This is a genomic window from Hafnia paralvei ATCC 29927 (assembly GCF_001655005.1).
Taxonomy (GTDB): Bacteria; Pseudomonadota; Gammaproteobacteria; order Enterobacterales; family Enterobacteriaceae; genus Hafnia; species Hafnia paralvei.
Genome location: NZ_LXET01000029.1, coordinates 65445 through 88517 on the forward strand (window position 1 = coordinate 65445; position 23073 = coordinate 88517).

General features: G+C 47.8%; 23 protein-coding genes. 8 read left to right on the forward strand and 15 right to left on the reverse strand.

Going from position 1 to position 23073, the window contains the following annotated elements:
* Positions 1–145 precede the first annotated feature (145 nt).
* Both bssS and M988_RS08070 read right to left on the reverse strand, forming a co-directional pair.
* Positions 146–400 (reverse strand): biofilm formation regulator BssS, encoded by a 255-nt coding sequence (gene bssS, locus M988_RS08065; protein ID WP_004092990.1) that lies wholly within the window; start codon positions 398–400, stop codon positions 146–148.
* Between the two features lie 165 nt (positions 401–565).
* On the reverse strand, positions 566–853 hold the full coding sequence (locus M988_RS08070; RefSeq protein WP_039186407.1) for a hypothetical protein: 288 nt from the start codon (positions 851–853) through the stop codon (positions 566–568).
* A gap of 235 nt (positions 854–1088) precedes the next feature.
* Here M988_RS08070 and tehA point away from each other — a divergent pair, with 235 nt between their 5' ends.
* Positions 1089–2108: a dicarboxylate transporter/tellurite-resistance protein TehA gene (gene tehA / locus M988_RS08075; protein WP_008813765.1), complete on the forward strand. Its 1020-nt coding sequence runs from the start codon at positions 1089–1091 to the stop codon at positions 2106–2108.
* 198 nt (positions 2109–2306) lie between these two features.
* Here tehA and dinI read toward each other — a convergent pair whose 3' ends face one another.
* Positions 2307–2555 carry a DNA damage-inducible protein I gene (gene dinI / locus M988_RS08080; protein ID WP_008813764.1) on the reverse strand — a complete coding sequence of 83 codons (249 nt, stop codon included), beginning with the start codon at positions 2553–2555 and terminating at the stop codon, positions 2307–2309.
* Between the two features lie 333 nt (positions 2556–2888).
* On the opposite strand from dinI, the gene aphA reads away from it, so the two are divergent.
* Positions 2889–3602, forward strand: coding sequence for an acid phosphatase AphA (aphA, locus tag M988_RS08085; RefSeq protein WP_004092994.1), 714 nt, complete (start codon positions 2889–2891; stop codon positions 3600–3602).
* A 39-nt stretch (positions 3603–3641) separates the two neighbouring features.
* Here aphA and M988_RS08090 read toward each other — a convergent pair whose 3' ends face one another.
* The 4 genes from M988_RS08090 to M988_RS08105 all read right to left on the reverse strand — a co-directional run bounded on the left by M988_RS08090 (position 3642) and on the right by M988_RS08105 (position 8055).
* Complete coding sequence (locus M988_RS08090; RefSeq protein ID WP_008813763.1) at positions 3642–3887, reverse strand: DUF2164 domain-containing protein; 246 nt, start codon at positions 3885–3887, stop codon at positions 3642–3644.
* Entirely contained in the window at positions 3884–4645 is a 762-nt protein-coding gene (locus tag M988_RS08095; protein WP_008813762.1) for a DeoR/GlpR family DNA-binding transcription regulator, read from the reverse strand. The genes M988_RS08090 and M988_RS08095 overlap by 4 nt, the downstream gene beginning before the upstream one ends.
* A 73-nt stretch (positions 4646–4718) precedes the next feature.
* Entirely contained in the window at positions 4719–7151 is a 2433-nt protein-coding gene (locus M988_RS08100; RefSeq protein ID WP_039186413.1) for a formate C-acetyltransferase/glycerol dehydratase family glycyl radical enzyme, read from the reverse strand.
* 4 nt (positions 7152–7155) lie between these two features.
* The gene (locus M988_RS08105) at positions 7156–8055 is read right to left on the reverse strand and encodes a glycyl-radical enzyme activating protein (RefSeq protein WP_064573626.1); all 900 of its coding nucleotides are present in this window, start codon (positions 8053–8055) and stop codon (positions 7156–7158) included.
* 156 nt (positions 8056–8211) lie between these two features.
* Here M988_RS08105 and fsa point away from each other — a divergent pair, with 156 nt between their 5' ends.
* The gene (fsa, locus tag M988_RS08110) at positions 8212–8877 is read left to right on the forward strand and encodes a fructose-6-phosphate aldolase (protein ID WP_004093003.1); all 666 of its coding nucleotides are present in this window, start codon (positions 8212–8214) and stop codon (positions 8875–8877) included.
* Between the two features lie 98 nt (positions 8878–8975).
* Here the strand turns inward: fsa and M988_RS08115 are convergent, their stop codons facing one another.
* Positions 8976–9263 carry a hypothetical protein gene (locus M988_RS08115; protein WP_064573628.1) on the reverse strand — a complete coding sequence of 96 codons (288 nt, stop codon included), beginning with the start codon at positions 9261–9263 and terminating at the stop codon, positions 8976–8978.
* Between the two features lie 298 nt (positions 9264–9561).
* Here M988_RS08115 and fadR point away from each other — a divergent pair, with 298 nt between their 5' ends.
* A complete protein-coding gene (gene fadR / locus M988_RS08120; RefSeq protein WP_004093015.1) occupies positions 9562–10281 on the forward strand; it encodes a fatty acid metabolism transcriptional regulator FadR in 720 nt (239 codons plus the stop codon).
* Positions 10282–10374: 93 nt separating this feature from the next.
* Here fadR and M988_RS08125 read toward each other — a convergent pair whose 3' ends face one another.
* A complete protein-coding gene (locus tag M988_RS08125) occupies positions 10375–11910 on the reverse strand; it encodes a SpoVR family protein (RefSeq protein ID WP_008813756.1) in 1536 nt (511 codons plus the stop codon).
* A 711-nt stretch (positions 11911–12621) separates the two neighbouring features.
* Here M988_RS08125 and M988_RS08130 point away from each other — a divergent pair.
* Together M988_RS08130 and dadX are read left to right on the forward strand one after the other, a co-directional pair.
* Positions 12622–13926, forward strand: coding sequence for a D-amino acid dehydrogenase (locus M988_RS08130; protein WP_039186419.1), 1305 nt, complete (start codon positions 12622–12624; stop codon positions 13924–13926).
* A 145-nt stretch (positions 13927–14071) separates the two neighbouring features.
* The gene (gene dadX, locus M988_RS08135; protein ID WP_064573630.1) at positions 14072–15142 is read left to right on the forward strand and encodes a catabolic alanine racemase DadX; all 1071 of its coding nucleotides are present in this window, start codon (positions 14072–14074) and stop codon (positions 15140–15142) included.
* Between the two features lie 74 nt (positions 15143–15216).
* Here dadX and M988_RS08140 read toward each other — a convergent pair whose 3' ends face one another.
* The 3 genes from M988_RS08140 to M988_RS08150 all read right to left on the reverse strand — a co-directional run bounded on the left by M988_RS08140 (position 15217) and on the right by M988_RS08150 (position 17320).
* A complete protein-coding gene (locus tag M988_RS08140; RefSeq protein ID WP_008813753.1) occupies positions 15217–16416 on the reverse strand; it encodes a multidrug effflux MFS transporter in 1200 nt (399 codons plus the stop codon).
* A 53-nt stretch (positions 16417–16469) separates the two neighbouring features.
* Complete coding sequence (locus M988_RS08145; RefSeq protein ID WP_039186423.1) at positions 16470–17039, reverse strand: 3'-5' exonuclease; 570 nt, start codon at positions 17037–17039, stop codon at positions 16470–16472.
* Positions 17040–17104: 65 nt separating this feature from the next.
* Entirely contained in the window at positions 17105–17320 is a 216-nt protein-coding gene (locus M988_RS08150) for a YccJ family protein (RefSeq protein WP_004093025.1), read from the reverse strand.
* 335 nt (positions 17321–17655) lie between these two features.
* On the opposite strand from M988_RS08150, the gene M988_RS08155 reads away from it, so the two are divergent.
* The gene (locus tag M988_RS08155) at positions 17656–17895 is read left to right on the forward strand and encodes a YceK/YidQ family lipoprotein (RefSeq protein WP_008813751.1); all 240 of its coding nucleotides are present in this window, start codon (positions 17656–17658) and stop codon (positions 17893–17895) included.
* 12 nt (positions 17896–17907) lie between these two features.
* On the opposite strand, the gene M988_RS08160 is transcribed toward M988_RS08155, so the two are convergent.
* Positions 17908–18162 carry a hypothetical protein gene (locus tag M988_RS08160; protein WP_008813750.1) on the reverse strand — a complete coding sequence of 85 codons (255 nt, stop codon included), beginning with the start codon at positions 18160–18162 and terminating at the stop codon, positions 17908–17910.
* 495 nt (positions 18163–18657) lie between these two features.
* Between M988_RS08160 and ompC the strand changes: the two genes are divergently transcribed.
* Positions 18658–19761 (forward strand): porin OmpC, encoded by a 1104-nt coding sequence (gene ompC / locus M988_RS08165; RefSeq protein ID WP_064573677.1) that lies wholly within the window; start codon positions 18658–18660, stop codon positions 19759–19761.
* 59 nt (positions 19762–19820) lie between these two features.
* Here the strand turns inward: ompC and M988_RS08170 are convergent, their stop codons facing one another.
* Positions 19821–21596 carry an ABC transporter ATP-binding protein/permease gene (locus M988_RS08170; protein ID WP_064573632.1) on the reverse strand — a complete coding sequence of 592 codons (1776 nt, stop codon included), beginning with the start codon at positions 21594–21596 and terminating at the stop codon, positions 19821–19823.
* Positions 21597–21755: 159 nt separating this feature from the next.
* The gene (locus M988_RS08175; RefSeq protein ID WP_004093035.1) at positions 21756–23033 is read right to left on the reverse strand and encodes a YeaH/YhbH family protein; all 1278 of its coding nucleotides are present in this window, start codon (positions 23031–23033) and stop codon (positions 21756–21758) included.
* Between the last annotated feature and the right edge of the window lie 40 nt (positions 23034–23073).

The window sequence follows — 23073 nt, forward strand, 5'->3', positions numbered from 1 at the left end:
GTGTTGTTTCAATCATTTGGAATTCACAACATCTATAATCTATTTTACAACCTGATGATAACCTCTGCACCGAAGGCGTAGGGCAATCGAAAGATAAAAAAACACCGCCTTGTGAGGGGCGGTGTTTTAGCGTTGCAAAAATATACTAATGTTTGAGGTAATCAATGTCTTGGTATTCCGAGGACTCTATTTTTTCAATTCCGGCTTCAAGGATGTCAATGAGCTGCCGCGCCACGTCAGTGGTTAACCACAGCGTGCGATCCACTTCCGCTTTCTCAGGATCTTGATCGCGTGAAGAAAGATAGTGCAGGCGAATCATTAGAGCATCATAGCTATCAACAGTACTAATATCCCAACCAACTACTGGGTGTGTCTGAATTACTTCATCTTTTCCATTCATAAAGACCCCCTATAACATAGTGACTGTCGTGAGCTACTAACCAGGATCTATGTGGCCCATAATGACTGGGCACTTTCAGTATACGCATCTAACTGTTTGAATGGCGCCTTTTTTGCGTTCTTTTACTAAAAAAGTTTTGTGATATCGGTTTGGCTAAAAATCGACTTAGCTGACGCGATCGCTGTTAGTAGACGGAATGTCCCCCATTCCTGAATTACGCATTTCAAACAGCTCAGCAAGTTTGGCGAAATACTGTTGCGTCTTTTCATCATAGGTTTGGTTGTTGGCTTCTAATTTCAAGCTATGAGTCAGCAATTGGCAGCTTTTTTTCTCGAGACCGAATGCCAAATAGGAAAAGGCAGTTTCCAATACATTGATTCTCCGCTGCTGATCGTGAATCAGTTCTAGAAGCTCACCAAATGTCATTGCATGTTCAGGGTTGTCGCTGTTCATTACTGCTGCTCCTCTGGCAAATGTCCTAGGGTATGAAATCTAAACCACATGTTGAAGTTAAGCGTAGACCACTCTTTTATACCAATACCATCAGACAAAGGAGATTTATGAGGATGAACAAAAGACATAACTCGTAAAAATAATGCTACTTTTCGCTTTTGTAGGATGAACGGCGATCCGTTCAAAGCCGTATCCGCTATAATTTGCGTCCCGTTTTTGGCTGGTTAAGATTTTTATGAATAGTTCTTTGCATCCTTCGACGCTTGAGCGAGCTCCTCAAGTCATCAATATTCCCGCGGGATACTTTGGTATGGTGCTGGGTATCATCGGTATGGGGTTTGCGTGGCGTTACGCATCAACGATCTGGCCGGTTTCGCCTTTCATAGGGGAAGGGCTAGTGGCGGTCGCCACGCTTATTTGGTTGAGCTTAGCGTTCGCTTTTGTATACCGCCTTTTACGTTATCCCTCGTTGGTTGTTGCCGAAATGCGCCATCCACTGACCGGTAGTTTTGTCAGCCTTTTTCCGGCGACGACCATGCTGGTATCCATTGGGCTAGCGGCTTATTCACAGACGCGTCTTTTAGCCGATATCCTATTTTTTGTAGGAGCATGCGTGCAGTTGTGCTACGCCGCATGGCAAAGTGCGGGATTATGGCGTGGCGAGCATCCGGCAGAGGCCACCACTCCAGGGCTATATTTACCAACGGTCGCGAATAATTTCATCAGCGCTATGGCGTGTGGGGCGTTGGGTTTTCACGATCTGGGAATCATGTTTTTTGGCGCAGGCGTATTTTCATGGCTGAGTCTAGAACCCGCAATTCTACACCGTATGCGTAGCCACGGAGAGATGGCAAAACCGGTGCGAACCTCGCTAGGGATCCAGCTAGCGCCTGCGCTGGTGGCATGCAGTGCCTATCTCAGCGTCAACGGCGGGCACACCGATTTTGTCGCCAAAATGCTGTTTGGCTACGGTTTGTTGCAGCTGATTTTTATGTTCAGGCTGATGCCTTGGTATTTAAAACAGCCGTTTAACGCGTCGTTCTGGAGTTTTTCATTTGGTATCTCAGCGCTCGCGACCACTGCTTTGCACCTCAGCGTGGGTGAGCAGGACGGTCTATTCTCAGCGCTTGCTGTACCGATGTTTATTTTCACTAACGGGGTGATCGCGTTGCTGATGATTAAAACGCTGATCTTGTTATTACAGGGGCGTTTGATTCCACGTAGCGAAAGGCCGTGTTGTAAGCTCGGTGAATGAAAAATGTCGTTAGCGCTAGGTAAAAAAAAGCCGGGAAGCGACTCCCGGCCTACGTATTTTATTATATCCGCAGATATCCGTAGAAATAGCCTATGGCTAACGGAGATGGAACTCATAGCCTATTGTCACCCATTACAGGCAGTGAACTAGGCCTATTATTGGCACAAGATTGGATATTTCTTATGCTGTTGAATTGAGTTATTCGCTAAATCCGTTATCGAACCAGTCATCGGCACTTTCCCACGTCTCTTGCAGGACTTCCTCGATGCGTTCTTTATCCGCTTTTAAGCCACCCATAACGGTCAGCGTATTCGAGTTAGTCATTCGTACCTGTACAGCGGTATCAGGATAGATATGGTTTACTCGCTTAGAAAATTCATGGTTTAATGCTTCCAGAGCACCCTCTGGGAGTTTGTTGCGTTTATCCAAAGTTAATTCAATGCGCATGGTCGCCTCCGCATTCATAATATACTGTATATATATACAGTTGCTGTAAATCTAACGCAATACTGTACAAGCAATATTTTTTGATTTCTCAGTCGTTATCGCCACATTTTCCCTGAATCTGCGAACCGCCTCCGGTTTATGCTTCTGCGTAGCATGCCAAATTCGAGCCAGTGCACATTTTCTAATGTTTATGCTGCATATTATGAAACCTCATTGTGATAAAGATCCTAGGTAAACTAGCGATAACTTGGCTGTGCAACGCTCCATTGGCGATGTTTTAGTTTGGGTATAGAAGCAATTTTATGTGAAAAACAACAAATAAAAGGATCCTCCATGCGTAAGATTACCTTGGCACTCAGTGCTATCGCTCTTGTGATTGGTCTAAACCACTCGGTACAAGCAAAGATATCAACGGATACGCCGCTTAATGCTGGGGTGACCGTGGCCCAATTGGCGCACCAAATGCCAATCCACTGGGTGTCCGTAGAACAGATTGAGAACAGTTTACAAGGCATTCCTGCGATGGCAGTCGGCTTTGATATTGACGATACCGTACTTTTTTCCAGCCCCGGTTTTTATCGTGGACAGAAGGAATATTCGCCACAAGATCAAAGCTATCTGAAGAATCCTGAGTTTTGGGAAAAGATGAACAACGGCTGGGACAGTTTCAGTATGCCAAAGCAGGTGGGCAAAGATTTGATCGCCATGCATCTTAAACGTGGGGATAGCATCTATTTCATCACCGGACGCAGCCCAACGAAAACTGAAACGGTGACAGAGACGCTGCGCGACGATTTCTCAATTCCGGCTGCCAGTATGAATTCGGTGATCTTTGCAGGCGATTTGCCCGGGCAAAATACCAAGGTGAATTGGATTAAGGACAAGAAGATTAAGATTTACTACGGTGATTCTGATGGAGACATCAACGCGGCTCGTGATGTTGGGATCCGAGGCATCCGCGTGTTGCGTGCTTCAAACTCAAGCTACCAGCCGTTGCCGAAGGCCGGTGCGTTGGGGGAAGAGGTTATCGTCAACTCTGAATACTAATGCATAGATTTAGCGGGGCAGAATGTCTGCCTCGCTAAGTTAATCAATCGGCTTTTGCAGCCAGGTTAAAGTATCAACCAGACTTTCAGTTTTTTCTTCCACCACGCGTAGTGCGTCTGCCATACCTTGGTTATAGAAATGAGCGCCGAGCTCTTTGGCGAAAAAATCCAGCAAAAACTCAGCGTCAAAATCGCCGATTTCCACGTCTAATTCGCGCTGCAGATACTTTTGCAGTTTATCCACCATGTGGGCCGTTTGGTCACGGCTGAACGTTATTTCACTCATAGCATGGCCTGATCTTCATCAACAGTATCAACAAGAATATTTTGCTGTTTAAGATGATTTTTATACCCATCGGCAAGGCGATAATCGGTAATGACTCGGGAAATAGCCTTCAGCGGTTGCAGCGGATTAGGATGAATTTGCCCAAATTTTGATGAGTCGGTAAGTATGATATTTTCCACGCCCTTGGCTAGCACCGTGTTGGCGACATCGGCGCGCATCATATCGCGTCCGGTAAAACCGGTTTCGGGATGATAGCCGTCAATTCCCAGGAAAGCCTTGCTGAAATAGACCTGCTGAATACATTGGCGGGTGAGCGGCCCAACCATGGTTTCACTTCCCTTTTGATATAATCCGCCCATCAGGATGACCTCACACTCGGTTTCTTTTAATAAGTGGGCGATATAGGTACTGACGGTGATTAACGTGACCCGTTTGCGTTCTGCCAAATAGCGAGCCAGTAGAGCGTTGGTGCTGCCGTTTTCGATGAAAATGGTCTCGCCATCGTTAACCAACGAGGCGGCATAGGCAGCAAGCTTCTGTTTTAGCGTGAAGTTAATCATCATTCGAGCATCAACGTCGTCGCTCTCAAAGGCAACGGCGTAGCCATGTATGCGCTTAAGGTAGTTACGTTTTTCCAACAGATTCAAATCCTGACGGATCGTAACTTCTGAAACGCCGGTATTACGTGACAAATCCGCCACGCTGACACGGCGTAGATCGTTAACATATTGCAGAATGGCTTGCTGTCTTGAATTCATGAGTTCCTTGGCTTAGCGTCGCATCACATCGGTGGCCGCAGCCACCGATGGTTCAGAGGTGAGTCGCCACACATCAAAGCGTATGTTCGGTACGGGCGATAATATCATCCTGAGCGTCAGGAGATAAGGCCGTAAAGAAGGCAGAATAGCCTGCGACGCGAACAACGAGATCGCGGTAGTGCTCTGGATGCGCTTTGGCTTCTAACAACGTTTCGCGTGAAACAATGTTGTACTGAACGTGCCAGCCGCGATGGACTTCGAAGAAGGTGCGTAACATCAGCATCAGCTTTTCACGATCCCGAGGAGCTTCGAGCGTTGCCGGGTTCAATTTTTGATTCAGCAATACGCCGCCCAGTATTGCTTGGGTTGGCAATTTAGCCAGTGAGTTAAATACCGCTGTTGGTCCTAGGTGGTCGGTTCCTGATGCTGGACTAGCGCCTTCGGCTAAAGGTGTGTTGGCTTTGCGTCCGTCCGGCGTGGCTTGAGTGGCTGCACCAAAAGGCACGTTGGCGGAAATGGACGATGTCCCTGCGTAGTAGGTGCCGCCGATAGGGCCGCGACCATAGCGGGTATTGTGATATTGCTTCAACTCCTCAATATAGGTTTGATAAGCGCGAACCAGCAGATTATCGACGTCATCCACGTCATTGCCGTATTTAGGGGCGTGGTTCATCAAGCGTTGACGCAGCAGTTCTCCGTCTAAACCATCAAAGTCATTTTCCAATGCGGCGGCCAGTTGTTGTTGACCAATGGCGCCTTGCTCAAACACCAGTTTACGCACGGCGGCTAAGCTGTTACCCAAATTGGCGATCCCTACCTGTAGACCGGATACCCAATCGTATTTAGCTCCGCCTTGCTTCACGCTTTTGCCCCTTTCTATGCAGTCGTCAACCAGCGCGGAACAAATGATGTCGTGCGCATTTTCTTCCAGCACGGTATCAACCACACATTCGATTTCGATGGATTTGCGCGTGTAGTAACGAATTTGCTCGTCCCATGCCTGCATGACCTGATCGAAATCATCAAAATTGCCTTTCGACAGGGCGCGTTCTTGAGGGAGGAAAACTTTGCCGCTGGTGGCATCACGTCCTTGCTCCAGCGCGGCGAGCATCACCCGAGCAAAGTTGATAAAACTCATGCCGGTGCAGCGATATCCCCATTTGCCGCCGACGGCGGTTTCAATACAGCCAATAGCGGCATAATCGTAGGCATCCTGCGGTTCAACGCCTAACTTGATAAATTCTGGAATCACAATTTCATCGTTATTAAACGCAGGCATACCGAAGCCGCAGCGAATGACCTGCACGCAGGCATCAAGAAAATCATTACTCATTCCCGCGTGATAGCGGACGCTGAGATTTGGCTGCGTTGAGCGTAAACGGCCGCAAGACTCCAACACCGCATAGGAGAGGGGATTAACCGCGTCACACGGCTGTCCGTTTAGCAGTGTTTGTCCGCCTATGGTGACATTTTGGTACAGCGGACTTCCCGCAGACGCTTTAGAGTGAGACCCCGAACGGATTTTATTCACCTCGAGCAGTTTCAGCCAGCAACCTTGCAGAAGCTCAATCGCAAATTCACGGCTGATATGTTGAGTTAACTCCACGTCGCGTCGGTACCACGGATAGAGATATTGATCGAGGCGGCCAAACGAAACCGAATGACCATTGGATTCAATCTGCAATACCAACTGGATGAAATAACAGAGTTGGAGTGCCTGCCAGAATGTTTGCGGTGGCTGATGGGCAATCAGCTCGCAGTTTTCAGCGATATGAATGAGCTCAGATTGGCGCTCGGCACGGGTTTCCTGCTTCGCCATTTTTCGCGCTAATTCAGCATAACGTAAAATGTGCTCGCTCAGCGCGGCTAATGCGATATCGATAGATTTAAGAAACTGCTCTTTATGCAAGTCATCCCAGTCTGTGAGCTGCAAACGGCCACGACGCTCATCGACTTTTTCACGCAGTCCATCCAAACCTTTTTCTAATAACAACGGAAAATTCACCGCCAGATGGGCATCGCCGGAGGTCATATTCCCTTCAGCTTTGATAATGCCCGTCGCTAGCAATGCTTTCTGCTCATCGGTAAAGATACCGTAGCAGCGGTCTTGTACCGTCTGTCCACGCCACCATGGGCAAATTTTGTGTAATACCGCTTTGTTTTCTGCTGAAACAGAGAACCCTGCGCCAGGACGATCGGCTAACTCATCGATCTCCTGCTCAATCCAACTGACGGTGTATTCTGGGAATATTGGCGCGGCACGGACTTCGCTGGCCTGATTACCTATAATTAATTCATCGTGTTTGATCCAGATCGTGCGCTGTTGCAAATGGTGAGCCAACGCCAGCGCGCGGCGAACGGGTAACGGCTTATCCTGATGATGTTGATACATTGCGGTGTAGTGTTGAGCGCGTTCGGTACATACCGGCGGTTTACCAATATGGATCAGAGTTTCTTTATGTGCGCGAATGCGTGGCGACAGCGTAGTCAAATCAAGTTGAGTCATAGCATTATCCTCGTAACAGAGCCGTTAGACCTTTGTCGCGGGCGTATTGCTGCGCAAAGTCGAGTAACTCTGGGTTATCCAATGGTTTGTCCGCGGCTAGATAGGGCATATCTAACAGACGGTATTTGTTAATACCAAGGGTGTGGTAGGGCAAAAAATGAATGTCTTTAACGCCAAGCTCTTCAGCGGCAAAATCGGTAATGGCGCGAATAGAGGCTTCATCGGCGTTGAAATCGGGAATAAGGGGGACGCGGATGGTCATGTTTACACCGCGCTGGGCAAGACGACGAAAATTATCCATAACGCGTTTTGCAGAACCGTCAGTCCACAGCTTAAAGGTCTCTGCGTTGACGTGTTTAAGATCGGTCAGTAGCAGGTCTAGGTACTCAAGACTGGGTTCGATATTGTGCCAAGGTACGTGCAGACAGGACTCTACCGCCGTATGGATCAGGTGTTCATGGCAACGTCTGAGTAATTCTGAGCAGGCTTCGGGTTGCATAAATGGTTCGCCGCCGGAGAGTGTTAATCCTCCGCCAGTGCGCCGATAAAAGGGGGCGTCGCGCAATACGATGGCCATCACTTCTTCTAGATCCAGCGTGGAACCGCACACAGATAACGCGCCAGTGGGACAGCACTCTTGTAAACGATCTAAATCGGTTTCACTGAGTGCTTCACGGTTGATCGCAATGCCGCTATCGCCATGAAGAATGGCCTGTGGCACACATTGCTCGCACAGCTGGCAGCCTTCGATACACAGACGTGCATCAAACAGCACCTGACGTTTACGTGAACGGCTTTCTGGGTTTTGGCACCAACGGCAACCCAAAGAACATCCTTTGAGAAATACCACGGTGCGGATACCTGGGCCGTCATGAGTGGAATAGCGTTGCAGGTTGAATAGCATGCGAACTCCGAAGCGTATTAATTGCGCAAATATTTCTAACGAAGATTAATGCACTTTCGAATGAAAGTAAGTTTGACATTGATCAACTAGAGATTGGTTTAATGCTTTATAGTGTTCACAATCAGACGTTGAGCACATTTTCGTGAGGGGAAGTAAATGGAACTGTATCTGGATACGGCAGACGTTATTGCGGTGAAAAGATTGGCGCGCGTTTTGCCATTACAGGGTGTCACCACTAACCCAAGCATCATTGCCAAAGAGGGCAAATCTCTGTGGGAAGTTCTGCCGGCGCTGCGAGATGCGCTGGGTGGGACGGGTAAACTATTTGCACAGGTCATTGCGAATGACTCAGAGCGTATGGTCACCGAAGCGGTGATGATGACCGAGCGGGTCTCTGGCGTTATTGTGAAAATACCCACCACGGCCGAAGGGTTAGCGGCAATCAAGAAGCTGAACACGATGAATATCGCGACGTTAGGCACAGCCGTATACGGTGCAGGTCAAGGCTTGCTGGCTGCGATGGCGGGAGCCGCTTATGTTGCACCTTACGTGAATCGCGTGGATGCGCAGGGCGGTGACGGCATTGGTATGGTGCGCGAATTACATCAGTTGCTAAAAATGCATGCACCTGATTCCCGCGTGCTAGCGGCTAGCTTCAAAACGCCTCGTCAGGCTCTAGATTGCATGCTGGCGGGCTGCGAAGCCATTACGTTGCCTATTGATATCGCCGAGCAAATGCTGCTCAGTCCTGCGGTGCAGTCAGCGGTTGAGAAATTTGAGCAAGACTGGCAAGGAGCCTTTGGTACTAACGTACTGGGCTAATCAAATTTGAGGACGGTTTTAAAAGAAGTGATTCTTCCACCCTGTGAGTGAGACCTGACAGGGTGGTTTTCTTTCTATGCCAGAGAGAAATGTAAATGTTAGTACGCTTCTCTGATATCACCGATCACGGTTTGAGCAACAGGGAGAGCGATATTCAGATCGCCCACTGCGCTCATGGCTGGCAACGAAATATTGAGGTCACCAACATCAGGTGATTTGCCATCTTCTAGCGCTGAGTCCTCGACTGACTGTTGGTATTGTGGTTCAGACTTAGGCTGAGGTTTGCGGAAAAATCGTGGCATACCGCTACCACCATAGACCGTCACCAGTAGGGCGGAAGTCGTCAACACACAGGATGCGCTAATCAAAATACCTGCAAGATCCATACTGTCCTCTGAACATGATTGATAACGATTTTTATTTTAACTCTCATGCCAGCTATCAATCCAGATCTAATTGAGTTTTATTCTTATTTGCTACGTAAGTGTTAAGTAGAGATTGAGTTTTTTACATAGAAATGCAGGCATGCAACATAATTACCGCCGCGAGATGAGGTGGTTTTTGTGATGAGTGATCTATTGTTTCGTATAATCGCGAGCATCAATGCTATATCAGCCATAGTCGATCTGGTATGATGAGCGCTATGTTATTAGTGGAATATCGTCGTTACGGAACGTCAAAAATATGGTTATTAAGGCGCAGAGTCCAGCAGGGTTTGCAGAAGAGTATATCATTGAAAGTATTTGGAATAACCGCTTTGCACCTGGATCAATCTTACCAGCAGAGCGCGAGCTATCTGAGCTTATTGGTGTCACTCGCACCACTCTGCGTGAAGTTCTACAGCGTTTAGCGCGAGATGGTTGGTTAACGATTCAGCATGGTAAACCAACAAAAGTGAATAATTTCTGGGAAACCTCAGGATTAAACATTTTGGAAACATTGGCTCGCCTTGATCACGACAGCGTTCCGCAGCTTATTGATAACCTGTTATCCGTACGCACAAACATCGCTTCTATTTTTATCCGCACTGCGGTTCGTCAGCATCCTGATAAAGTTCAAGAGATCTTGGCACAAGCCGAAACGGTAGAAGATCACGCTGAAGCCTTTACCGATTTGGATTATGGTATTTTCCGTGGTTTGGCATTTGCTTCGGGCAACCCGATCTATGGATTAATCCTCAATGGATTAAAAGGGTTATACACTCGCGTAGGGCGCTATTACTTCTCCAATCCTGACGCGCGTAAGCTTGCACTTTCGTTTTATGCCAAGCTGAGCCAGCTGTGCCATGAGCAGAATTACGAGAAAGTTATGGAATATGTGCGTAACTATGGTAAAGACAGCGGTGCCATTTGGCATAGCATGCAGGGTTCCATCCCAAGCGATTTGGCTGAAGGTCGTCGCTAGTCGTTGATTGCTTCGTCGTTGATCACGTCGCAAATAAGATAGAAAGAGGGCGCATCTAGCGCCCTTTTTGCATTCGGCTAAAGTGCCAAAATATTAAAGCGGGTTGGGGCGAGAGGGGCAACGCTCCAACAGCTCAACGTTCCCCTCTTCGTTTACCTGCTCTAAATAAACATCAAAACCCCATAGGCGATGCAAATGTTTAAGCACTTCGCGCCGACCTTTATCCAGCGGTGCCCGATTGTGCGGCACGTAGCGCAGGGTTAAGGAGCGATCACCGCGCAATGCAACGTTCCACACCTGAATATTTGGCTCATGATTACTGAGATTGTACTGGGCTGAAAGCTGTTCACGTATCCGACGATAACCTTCTTCGTTGTGGATTGCGTCAATTTCCAGATAGTTGTTTCTATCATCATCCAATACCGTAAATAGCCTAAAATCACGCATTAGTTTCGGTGATAAAAATTGGCTGATAAAACTCTCATCTTTAAAGTCACGCATGGCAAAGTGCAGCGTTTCTAGCCAATCAGAGCCGGCAATGGCGGGGAACCAGTGGCGATCCTCTTCTGTCGGATTTTGACAGATTCGTTTGATATCTTGGAACATGGCGAAACCGAGTGCATACGGGTTAATACCGCTGTAATACGGGCTGTTGTAGGCAGGCTGGTATACAACGTTGGTGTGGCTGTGCAGAAACTCCAACATGAAGCGATCGCTAACCAAATTTTCATCGTAGAGATGATTCAGTATGGTGTAGTGCCAGAAGGTAGCCCAACCTTCGTTCATCACCTGAGTCTGCTTCTGCGGGTAAAAATATTGGCTTACTTTACGCACGATGCGCACAATCTCGCGCTGCCATGGCTCAAGCAACGGTGCGTTCTTTTCTAGAAAATAGAGAATATTTTCCTGTGGTTCACTGGGAAAGCGTACGGCTTCAACAGCCTGTTCTTCGCGTTCTCGACGAGGCAGTGTTTTCCACAAATCGTTGACCTGACTTTGTAGATACGCCTCGCGTGACTTCTGACGCGCAATCTCTTCTTCCATTGATATTTTCTGCGGTCGTTTGTAACGATCGACGCCGTAATTCATTAATGCATGACAGGAGTCCAGCAAACGCTCGACCTCATCCACGCCATAGCGCTCCTCACATTCGCTGATGTAGTGACGGGCAAACAGCAGATAATCGACGATGGAACTGGCATCTGTCCAACTGCGAAACAAATAATTGTTCTTAAAAAATGAGTTATGCCCGTAACACGCGTGCGCCATCACCAGCGCTTGCATAGTGATGGTGTTTTCTTCCATCAAATAGGCAATACAGGGGTTGGAGTTGATGACAATCTCATAAGCCAACCCCTGCTGACCGTGCTTATACAGTTGCTCGGTTTCGATAAATTTTTTCCCAAACGACCAATGGGTGTAGTTGATGGGCATACCGACGCTAGAGTAGGCATCCATCATTTGTTCAGCGGTAATGACCTCAATCTGATGCGGATAGGTATCTAGTCGATAATGCTTCGCGACGCGATCGATTTGATCTAAATATTCCTGTAGCAACGGGAACGTCCAATCTGGGCCATCACTTAGTGTGGCGGCTTCCCGTGCCTGCTTGCGAGTTGAAATAGTCATTAGCGCATCTCCCGACGAAAACATGATTGTCAGTGGATTCTTTGTCAGCGGATCTATCAGATATGTAGACCCTGTAACAAGCGTAGCTCAAGGAAGAAAAAGCGAGATGTTTTGTCGTTGTACCAGTGACTTAAAGTTGCTGCGTTAGGGCGGCTGGTACGCTGAGGGGGAAAATCCAGCGCCGATAAAAATGCAATTTGTCGGAGTTTTATTTCGCAATTTAGGTGAATTGTTGGTTTTTAGTTTTGTGTTTTAAATAGTTTTTAGTGAGGTAGGTGATGGTTGAGCTAGGGAAAAGTCCAGAGGTGAATTCCATAAGTGTGAGAGTGAAAATCACCGTTATATTCCAAGTATCAACTTAATAATAGAGAGAGTGAGAGGTTTGTTGCTAATGAATCAGAACTAGCTGCGGCGATAAAAATTTACGCAACATAAAGTAAAAGCCAGATAAAAGCAAAGCCATCGCGAATGTCATATGCTTAAACTAAATGTTGCAAATATGTAATTATCTACATTCTGTAATTCTTTATTTTTCAATGAATTAAATTTGTTTTAGCACGGAAGGCAAAACACTGTCGATATATCGCAACATTGGAATAATCGTGATTTCATTCACATTTACAGTAAGAGTTGTTGGTCAGATTTTTATATTTGGTTATTTTTGTGTAACCAGAATATTGTGCTTTTAACCATCGGGATGTGGAGTTGTCTATGCGTATTATCGTGCTGGGGAGTGGGGTAGTCGGCGTTGCGAGTGCTTGGTATCTGGCGCGGGCTGGTCATGAGGTCGTGGTGCTGGATCGACAAGATGGTCCTGCTCTCGAAACCAGTGCAGCAAACGCAGGACAAATATCGCCCGGTTATGCTGCTCCTTGGGCTGCGCCTGGGGTGCCGTTGAAAGCCATCAAATGGATGTTTCAACGCCATGCGCCTTTGGCTATTCGGTTGGATGGCACGACCGATCAGCTACGTTGGATGTGGCAAATGCTGCGTAACTGCGATAGTTCGCACTATGCGCTCAATAAATCTCGCATGGTTCGCCTGTCAGAATACAGCCGCGACTGCCTGAAAGCACTACGTGCAGAAACCAATATCCATTACGAAGGTCGCCAGAAAGGGACTCTACAACTGTTTCGTACCGCTCAACAGTTTGAAAATGCCGCTCGTGATATTGACGTGCTGAAAGACGCTGGCGTTCCTTATCGATTAATGGAAGCCACAGAGCTTGGCTCGGTGGAGCCTGCTTTAGCGCAGGTACAGCATAAGTTGACTGGTGGTCTGCAGTTGCCTAATGACGAAACCGGTGACTGTCAGCTGTTTACTCAACAGTTAGCGACAATGGCGCAGCGTGAAGGTGTCGAGTTCCGTTTTAACACGCCGGTCGATCGCCTGTTGAAACAGGGAAATCAGATTGCGGGTGTGCAATGCGGGAACGACGTTATCACTGGTGATGCCTATGTCGTGGCTTTTGGCTCTTACTCAACGGCGCTGTTACACGACATGCTCGCGATACCGGTTTATCCGCTTAAAGGTTATTCGTTGACTATTCCGATTACGCGTCCGGACGGCGCGCCAGTGTCTACCGTTTTGGATGAAACGTACAAGATTGCTATTACGCGTTTCGACCAACGGATCCGCGTCGGCGGAATGGCTGAGATTGTGGGCTTTAATACACATTTATTGGACGCGAGACGTAAAACGCTGGAAATGGTTGTGCGCGATCTCTATCCAAACGGCGGTAATATTGAACAGGCCAAATTCTGGACTGGCCTACGACCTATGACGCCAGACGGCACGCCAATGGTCGGTAAAACGCCGATCAAGAACCTTTATTTAAACACTGGGCACGGTACATTAGGTTGGACTATGGCTTGTGGTTCCGGTCAATTGTTGGCGGATATTATTTCAGGCGTCACGCCAGCGATTCCATCTGAAGATCTTTCTGTCGCACGCTATGACAAATCTTTTCGCCAACAGAGCGGACGTAGCCTAAGCGATATTCATACCGCACACTAACAATTAAAAACGCCGCAGGAGCGGTTAATGCTAGCCCCGTGTATCTCGATCTCTTAAACGATCAGCATTACGCGGGAGGATCGTTACTCCTTCTATACGGCTGCGGTTCACCTGCATTTTCGTATTATTTTTATAGGAGAGGGCTATGCCTCGTCCCATTCGTGCGACCATCGATTTGTCGGCCTTAACTCACAATCTCGATCAGATTCGCCAGCAGACGCCAGAGGCTAAAATCTGGTCAGTCGTCAAAGCAAACGCCTACGGGCATGGGCTAAGTCGTATTTGGCGAGCGTTGGCAAAAACCGATGGCTTTGCGTTACTCGACATTGAAGAAGCGATTTTGCTGCGTGAACAGGGATGGCAGGGGCCAATCCTGTTGCTAGAGGGGTTCTTTCAACCGCAGGATCTACAACTCATTGATAGATACCGTCTCACCACGACAATCCATAATGAATCACAGTTACAAATGTTGGGGCGAGCTCGTTTAAGTGCGCCGGTTGATATCTATCTAAAAGTGAACACCGGTATGCACCGTTTAGGCTTTATGCCTGAGCAATTGATGGCGATTTATCATTCCGCGCGAGCACTGCCAAACGTGGATCACATTACGTTGATGACCCATTTTGCTAATGCCGACAACCATCTGGGCGTGGAGTCACCGCTGGCTGCGTTTAATGCGGCCGCCGTCGATATTTCAGCACCACGCTGTTTGGCAAATTCGGCAGCTACGCTGTGGCATCAACCAACGCACGCCGATTGGGTCAGACCTGGGATTGTTCTCTATGGGGCATCGCCAACCGGTCGCTGGCATGATATTGCAGAAAGTCACTTACGTCCGGTCATGAGCTTGCGCAGCGAAATTATTGCTATCCAAAACATACAATCAGGCGACAGCGTTGGGTATGGTAGCCGCTATCAAGCGGTACAACCTCAGCGAATAGGTATCGTGGCCTGCGGCTATGCGGATGGTTATCCGCGCCATGCAACATCGGGAACACCTGTATGGGTTAGCGGGCAGCGCACTCAGTTATTAGGTACGGTTTCAATGGATATGCTCGCCATTGATTTAACTGCGTTGCCAGAAGTGCAAGTCGGTGAATCTGTCGAGCTGTGGGGACAAAACCTGCCGGTAGATGATGTTGCGCAGTCCGCAGGGACTATTGGTTATGAATTACTCTGTGCAGTGGCCCCGAGAGTGCCTGTAACGGTGTTATAACGGAAAAGTATCTTGCTTGGCTCAATAAAAAAGAGCGGAACATCTCATGGTGCTCCGCTCTTTTTTTAGGGCGATTAGGCTTGATGAACCGATTTAACGCGCCCCTTTAGTTTGCTGCTCAGTAAGCGTGCGGAGAGCGCGAGCACCGCCCCCAACAGCATCACTAGCGCTAAAGCGGGTTTGGCTGCCATCGGCAGTGCGATGGCGACGAGCGCGATGCAGGAGCCTATCGCCATCTGCACAAATCCAACCAAGGCTGACGCAATCCCTGCTTCGTCAGAATAAGGCTCTAGTGCATAGCTAGTGGCAGGTCCCATGATAAAGGCCAAACCGGCACAGGCGCTGGCTACGGGCAGCATATAGCTCAGCCAGTGCTGGCTGGCGTCTACTGGCAGCAAGTGCATGCCCACAAAAAGGCCGATGCAGCCCAATGCCATTAGCAGAGTCCCCAGCATCAGGCAGAACGGGCGGCCTGCACGTTGAATCACTTTATTGGCGATGAGGCTGACGAACAAAATCCAAAAGCCGTTACCACCAAAGATAAGCGAGAACACCAGCGGAGAAAGTTTGCCGTCAGTCATGAGTACGGTAGGCGCGAAGGAGACATAGGTAATCGCCATTCCCATCGCGCCAGCGTTAACCAGCGCAAAGCGTAAGAAGCGACTGTTGCTTAGAATACGAGCATATTGTTTTAACGGAAGACCTTTCACCGGTTTAGTGTCGGCAGGGCGAGTTTCTGGCAGCCAAATAGCGATAATGACGAAAACTACGACGGCATAAAACACCAGGAACCAGAACGGAGCGCGCCAGTTAAACAACTCGGCCAGAATGCCGCCGAGTAGCGGCGCTAACGCTGGCACGATATTTAGCGTACCGTTGAGAAATCCAAATGCTTTCGCCGCTTCGTTACCGTTCAGACGATCGCGAACACCGCTGAAGCACACCACGCCGGTGCAGCATACGGCGCATCCTTGAATGACACGAGCGAGCACAAAAATATCCGAAGAGTTGGACAGCGCGGCGACGGTTGAGCCTAAGATATACAGGGCTATGCCGATCAGTGCGATAGGCCGCCGACCAAACTTATCAACCAGAGGCCCCGCGATAAGCTGTCCTAGTCCCATCACCAACAGGAACAGTGAAATCGTGGACTGAATGACTTCGTTTTTAACCTGAAAATCCGCGGCAATAGCGGGGATGGTCGGTAGGAAAAGATCTATCCCCAAAGGGCCAAATAAGACAAGACTGAGCAGGAGCAGAATATAGTTTCGCATAGGTTTATTTTATGGTTTTTGTGGTCAGTTAAGCAGGTAGAACTTATCAGCTATCAATGATGACTTTCTAGCGCCGACGGTATCACACGTAGGGAGCGGAAGATATCTGAGACATAGCGCGCTTGGTGGCAGGCATCGTCTAATGGCAAATGCGGAACCCCTTCGAAAGCGCGTGTTTTCTTTGGGTCAAAGCCCAGTGTTCTGGCTAACGTCACTAAAGTGCGAACGTCTTGAGTTCGCCAAAAATCCCATGGACAGACCATTTCCAACTGTTGATAGGCGTGCTCGAGTATGCTGCAGTCAAATTCTTTACCGTTGCCCCAAACATGAATTTTATCGCTGCTGTTGATGTGAATAAATCGGCTAAATTGCGTCAGCGTTTTCTTTAAGGTTTCTGTGCCTGAAAAGGCTTCTTTACGCGCGGCGTCAGACTGCTGCGCCCACCATGCGACGGTATCGGCGCTGATCGTACGGTTAGGCTGTGGTTTTTGTGGGCTAATTTGAGCAGCAAATGTTTCGCCCAGCGCCCCTGTCAACGGCTCGAAAAATACGGCAGCAATGGAGAGGATCACCGCGCTCGGGGTGGTATCCAGCGTTTCAATATCCAGCATGAGGTGGTGCATAGCGATCCTAACGTTGATAAGAAAAAAAATGCCCGATAAACGGGCATTATCTGAGCAAAGACGAATTATACGTTGGCGCGGAAAATAGTCTCTTCACCCCAAAATAACTCATCTTTATCTGTTTTAGAGAACGCTAGAGGCAATACTTCATCGCTGCCTTCGTCCCAAATTTTTTGTGCTAGAACTTCGTCGTTCTTCGCTAATTCGAAAATGGCGTGTGCAATTTCGATAGAGGTTTCACGTAGACGCGCCCATTCGGCAATATGGTGTGGATCTGACATAACGGTCTCCTTAGATGCGATCGAAGTAACCTGATCTAGTATGAACCTGTTTTCGCTGGTGGGTTAGTTTTGTCAGGCTAAGTGCTATAAATTTAACCACTTACCTCAGAGAGCATCGACAAAATCCCCGAGCCGCTTGTGTTTTACCTTATCGCAGGTATTAGCATCTCGCCACTGATATATACATCGATGCCGCTTATTGCTTGAACTATAATCGTCATCTTTCAGGCTTCCGATGCGTTGGCTACTTTTGCTGCCCTAATCACTGACTGATGTAAGCTCATTGGGGCTCACTTGCCGCCTGAAATCTATTGAGTATATAGAGAGACATTTCGATGACAGCTTTATGGCTAAAATATCTATTGCTGATGGTATGTGTTGCGTCGCTCAGCGGTTGCGGGAGCATCATTAGCCGAACGGTAGGGAAGGGGCACGGATACCAATATTATCCGGGAGTGCAGTGGGATTTACGCGACAGCCCATGGCGCTATGTAACTGCGCTGGACGTGCCGTTCTCGCTGATTGCCGATACGTTTATGTTGCCATTTGATGCTAAGCATGGCCCATACGACTGAGTTCGCTCTGGATTATTTGCTTTCGACTAATCGCTTACGACGCAGCAGGTTTTCATCTCCGATCAAGCGATCGATAGCGCTCAATAATAACGTCTTGCGCTCTATGCTGGTCTCCTGATCGGCGGAATGAGCAAGTGAGTTGATTAATTTCCCATAAACGATATCGCCTTCGGCACCGACTAAATCGCTAACGGCTTCACCAATAATTTTCGAAACTTCACTGCGAAACAAACTCTGAGCCACATCATCAATCAGCAAGGTATTCATCGGTAAATTCCTTAAGAGTGTTGAAGCACATGGTGTTTAAACGTGTTTTTTAAAATATCGCGTTTACGTTTTAAATAAGTTTAAAACGTTGCGCTTCGAGGCATGCGTTTTAGTTGACCAAGATAACAGTCGAGCTAGGAAACTAAACCTCAGAAGTATAGCCTCATTTGTCGCAGGTCTACTTCAAATCAGGCTTTTGATAATTTAAAAAATGTTAGCAAACATTTTTATATTTCTGTTGTGCTGCCAAGAAGTCGCGCGGTGAATTAATCGCCAAGTCAATAACGTTTCAAAGACCTTTTATTAGGTACTTAATTAACCAAAGTTTTTCTGGGAAATAACCATATATTCATTAAGCCTAAATCAATGTCATCAGAAGTATTATTTCTGCAATAAAATTTTCATCTCCATCCGGTAAAACATCTTCGCCTTCAGAGGTAGTGAGATGAAAGGCATACCAAATTTAATGCAGATAACCATTCGATGGATGAAAAAATGAAAAAAAGCGCGCTGGCAATGATGATGACCTTGGCCGTTGCTTCTTTGGCAACACCTGTTTTGCATGCAGCAGAAGTTTACAATAAAGATGGCAATAAGCTGGATATGTATGGTCGCGTAAAGGCTGAACACTACCTTTCAGATAATCAGTCGGTGGATGGCGACCAGTCCTATGTACGCTTTGGCTTCAAAGGTGTTACCCAAATTAGCGATACCTTGCAGGGTTTTGGTCAGTGGGAGTATCAGATTGCCGCTAACCGCGCTGAAAGTGATGGCGCCACGGGAACCAAAACGCGTTTAGGTTTTGCTGGTCTGCGATTCAGTGAATTTGGCTCGTTTGACTATGGCCGTAATTATGGTGCGTTGTATGACGTGGAAGCGTGGACGGATATGCTTCCTGAGTTTGGTGGCGATAGCTATACCAAAGCCGATAATTTCATGACAGGGCGTAGTACGGGGGTTGCAACTTACCGTAACCGTGATTTCTTCGGGCTGGTTGACGGTCTGAATTTTGCTCTGCAATATCAGGGCAAAAATGAAAACGATCGCGATATTACTAAGCAAAATGGCGATGGTTATTCGTTATCAACGACTTATGAAATTGTCGATGGCATTTCTATCGGTGCAGCCTATGCGTCTTCCGATCGTACTCAAGATCAGCAGAATTTAGCTTTTGGTCATGGGGATAAAGCGGATGCATGGACGGGGGGCTTAAAATATGATGCTAATAACGTTTACCTGGCCGCAATGTATGCAGAAACGCGAAATATGACGCCTATTTCAGGGACTGCAGAGATCAATGGGGTGAATACCAACGTGAAAGGTCTTGCAAATAAAACACAAAACGTCGAGGTTATTGCTCAATACCAGTTTGATTTTGGCCTGCGTCCATCGCTGGGATATATCCAGTCAAAAGGTAAGGATATTGAGGGGATCGGCGATGCGGATCTGGTGAAATATATTGATGTAGCGGCAACCTATTACTTCAACAAAAATATGTCAGCCTTTGTTGATTACAAAATTAATCAGCTCAATGATAATAATCCGCTGAATTTGAAGACCGATGACGTAGTAGCATTAGGGCTGGTTTATCAGTTCTAATTCATTATCGCACAGCGATAGAACCCCGCCATTTTTTAAAAGAATGGCGGGGTGACTATTTAATGGGCCAGTGAACTGATTTCGATCACCGATGGGGCTGAGTAGTATGCTTCTTCCTGAGTCGCATCGGCCTGTTTGACAAATTTCCAGCGTATATTATGGAATGGCGCCACGCTGCTGCGATGCGCCACGCTAATCAGGGTGGTATCTGGCAGTCTTTGATTAAGTAACTGATAAACGCGCTGTTCGGTTTCTTCGTCCAGAGCGCTGGTGGCTTCGTCAAGATAAAGTACATCAGGTTTTATTACCAAGGCACGGGCAAACGACAGGCGCTGCTGCTCGCCGGGAGACAGTTGGTGAGTCCAGTTCGCTCGAATATCCAGTGCTTGATGCAGATGGTGTAAACGACACGCCTTCAATACCTGTTGCAACTCTTCATCACTAACGCCTTGTGATCCGCGTGGATAGCACAGCGCGTCACGCAGTGTGCCAATAGGTAAATAGCTACGCTGTGGCAGGAACAATACGTTTTTCTTGTCGCTGTCCGGCTGCGAAATTTCACCTTGCCCATAAGGCCAAACTCCGGCGATCGCGCGTAACAGCGTTGATTTACCACAGCCTGAAGGGCCAGTGATAAGGATTTTATCACCACGGCGTGCGTGTAAATTAACATGGCTGAAGAGTTCACGCCCCTGATGCAGGCACAGAGAAAGATCGCGCGCAATCAGCGAATCATCGCTATCGGTGGTGATCGTGCGGGAAATATTATTGGGCTGCTGCTCAATTGCAGAGATGGCCGCATTGAAGCCCGCTAAACGGTTGACACAGGCTTTCCATGATGCCAAATCGGTAAACGCACCAATGAACCACGACAGCGCTCCCTGAACCTGTCCAAATGCGGAAGCCACCTGCATCAATGTGCCAAGCTGAATAGCGTTTGAGAAATAGCGTGGTGATGCGACCAAAATGGGGAAAATATTGGCGAACTGATCGTAAAACGTTGAAGCGACGTTCAAACGTTTGGTTAGGCGCATGATCGACCACCAGTTGCTACGGATATTTTCAAATTGACCGCTGAGCTGGTTTTTTTCCTGTTGTTCGCCATGATAAAGCGCAATCGGGTCGGCGTTATCACGGATACGGATCAGGCCGAAACGGAAGTTCGCTTCAAAGCGCTCTTGGTCGAAACTTAGCCCAACCAGTGGACGTCCAATCCACCAAATCAATACCGAGCCCATGCCCGCATACAACAGCGCAAACCACACCATATAGCCGGGAATAACGAACTCATGGTCACTGAGCATAAATGAAATTGAACCGCTAACGCTCCACAGAATTGCGACAAAGGAAAACAGCGTCACCAGACTGGAGAGTAACCCAAGGCTTAATGATAGGGTGCCGTTGGTCAGCGCGTTTAAATCCTGAGATATACGCTGATCGGGGTTATCAATGGTCTGCTGAATTTCCGTGTGGTAATAGGCTTGATGGGACAGCCATTTACTCATGTATTTCTCAGTCATCCAGCGACGCCAGAGCATTTGTAGCCCCTGTGTCAGATAGATCCGATAGATGGCAATGATGATGAAGATCACCGCCAGATAGCTAAATCGGATTAACTGCGCCTTAAACACGGCGTAGTTGCGATTTTGCAACGCATCGTAAAAAACGCGGTTCCATTCGTTGAACAAAACGTTGATATAAACGCCTGCCAGCGTGAGAGCGATAATCGCAATGAGTCGAGTCCAGGCGCTGACTTTTTCTTCAGAAACCCAATAGGGCTTAATGAGCTGCCACACTTCTGACCAGTGTGTTGTTCGGTGAAGAGGTTGCTGCATAAGACGATATTCCTGATGCAAAAGTGACAAAAAAACTGTTCTCTAGATTGTGACAGACAGCACAATCTCACAAATGTTCAGTTGTAAATGAAGGTGTCAGGGGAGACAGAACAGAAAACCGCCAACGACATGATCTGCTGCGTTGGCGGTTTGGGGGATTCAGTTCTTATTGACTTGAGCCTGAAACAGTTCTCTGAATACCGGGTAGATATCGTCAGGTTCTCGGATATGCTGCATCGCAAAGTTCTCAAAACGTTGTTGGAGACCTTCGTATTCACGCCATAGCGTTTGGTGCGCTCGGCGGGTGATTTCGATGTAGCTGTAATACCGCACCTGCGGTAGCAATTTATTTGCCAGTAGCTCAGAGCAGAGCGGTGAGTCATCGGCCCAGTTATCGCCGTCGGATGCTTGCGCCGCGTAAACGTTCCACTCGGCCGAGTTGTAACGCTCGCGTACAATTTCATCCATCAGTTTCAGCGCGCTTGAGACAATTGTGCCACCGGTTTCCTGCGAGTAGAAAAACTCCTGTTCGTCTACTTCTTTGGCTTGAGTGTGGTGGCGGATATACACGACATCCACGTTTTTATAGGTTCGGCTCAAGAATAAATAGAGCAGGATGTAAAAACGCTTCGCCATATCTTTCGTGGCTTGATCCATAGAACCGGAGACGTCCATCAGGCAAAACATCACCGCCTGACTGGAGGGCTCAGGTCGACGCTCGTAGTTTTTGTAGCGTAAGTCGAATGTATCGATAAACGGAACCCGGTCGATACGTTGACGCAGATCCGCAATCTCTTTACGAATACGCTCTTCTTCCAGCAGTTGTGCCGGTTCGCTATGACGTAACTGCTCCAGCACGTTCTCCAATTCATGCAATTCGCGCCGTTTTCCTGCCGTCATTGCCGTGCGACGTGCTAAGGAGTTTTGTAATGAACGTACCACGCTGATATTGGCAGGTACGCCATTTGAGGTAAAACCTGAACGATGGGTTTTATACTCAGTCAGCTGTTTGTATTGATTCTTCCGTAAATTAGGCAGCGCTAAATCTTCGAACAGAAGATCCAGATATTCGTCTTTGGAAATCTGAAAAACGAATTCGTCTTCACCTTCGCCGTCTTTACTTGCTTCACCTTGGCCACTTCCGCCACCGCCGCCTCCGCCTTGTGGGCGTTCAATGCGATCGTTTTGTACAAAATGGTCATTGCCTGGATGGACGCGATGACGCTCGCCACCACGTCCTTGATGAAACATCGGTTCGCTGATGTCCTCATTGGGAATGGAAACGGATTCTCCGCTCTCAACGTCGGTCACTGAGCGTTTATTTATGGCATCAGCAATGGAATGCTTTATTTGCGACTTATAGCGGCGTAAAAAGCGCTGGCGGTTGACCATGCTTTTATTCTTACCGTTCAATCGCCGATCAATGAAATAGGCCATATTTCCCCCAAACGACGTTACCGTCTGAAATACGCCGTAA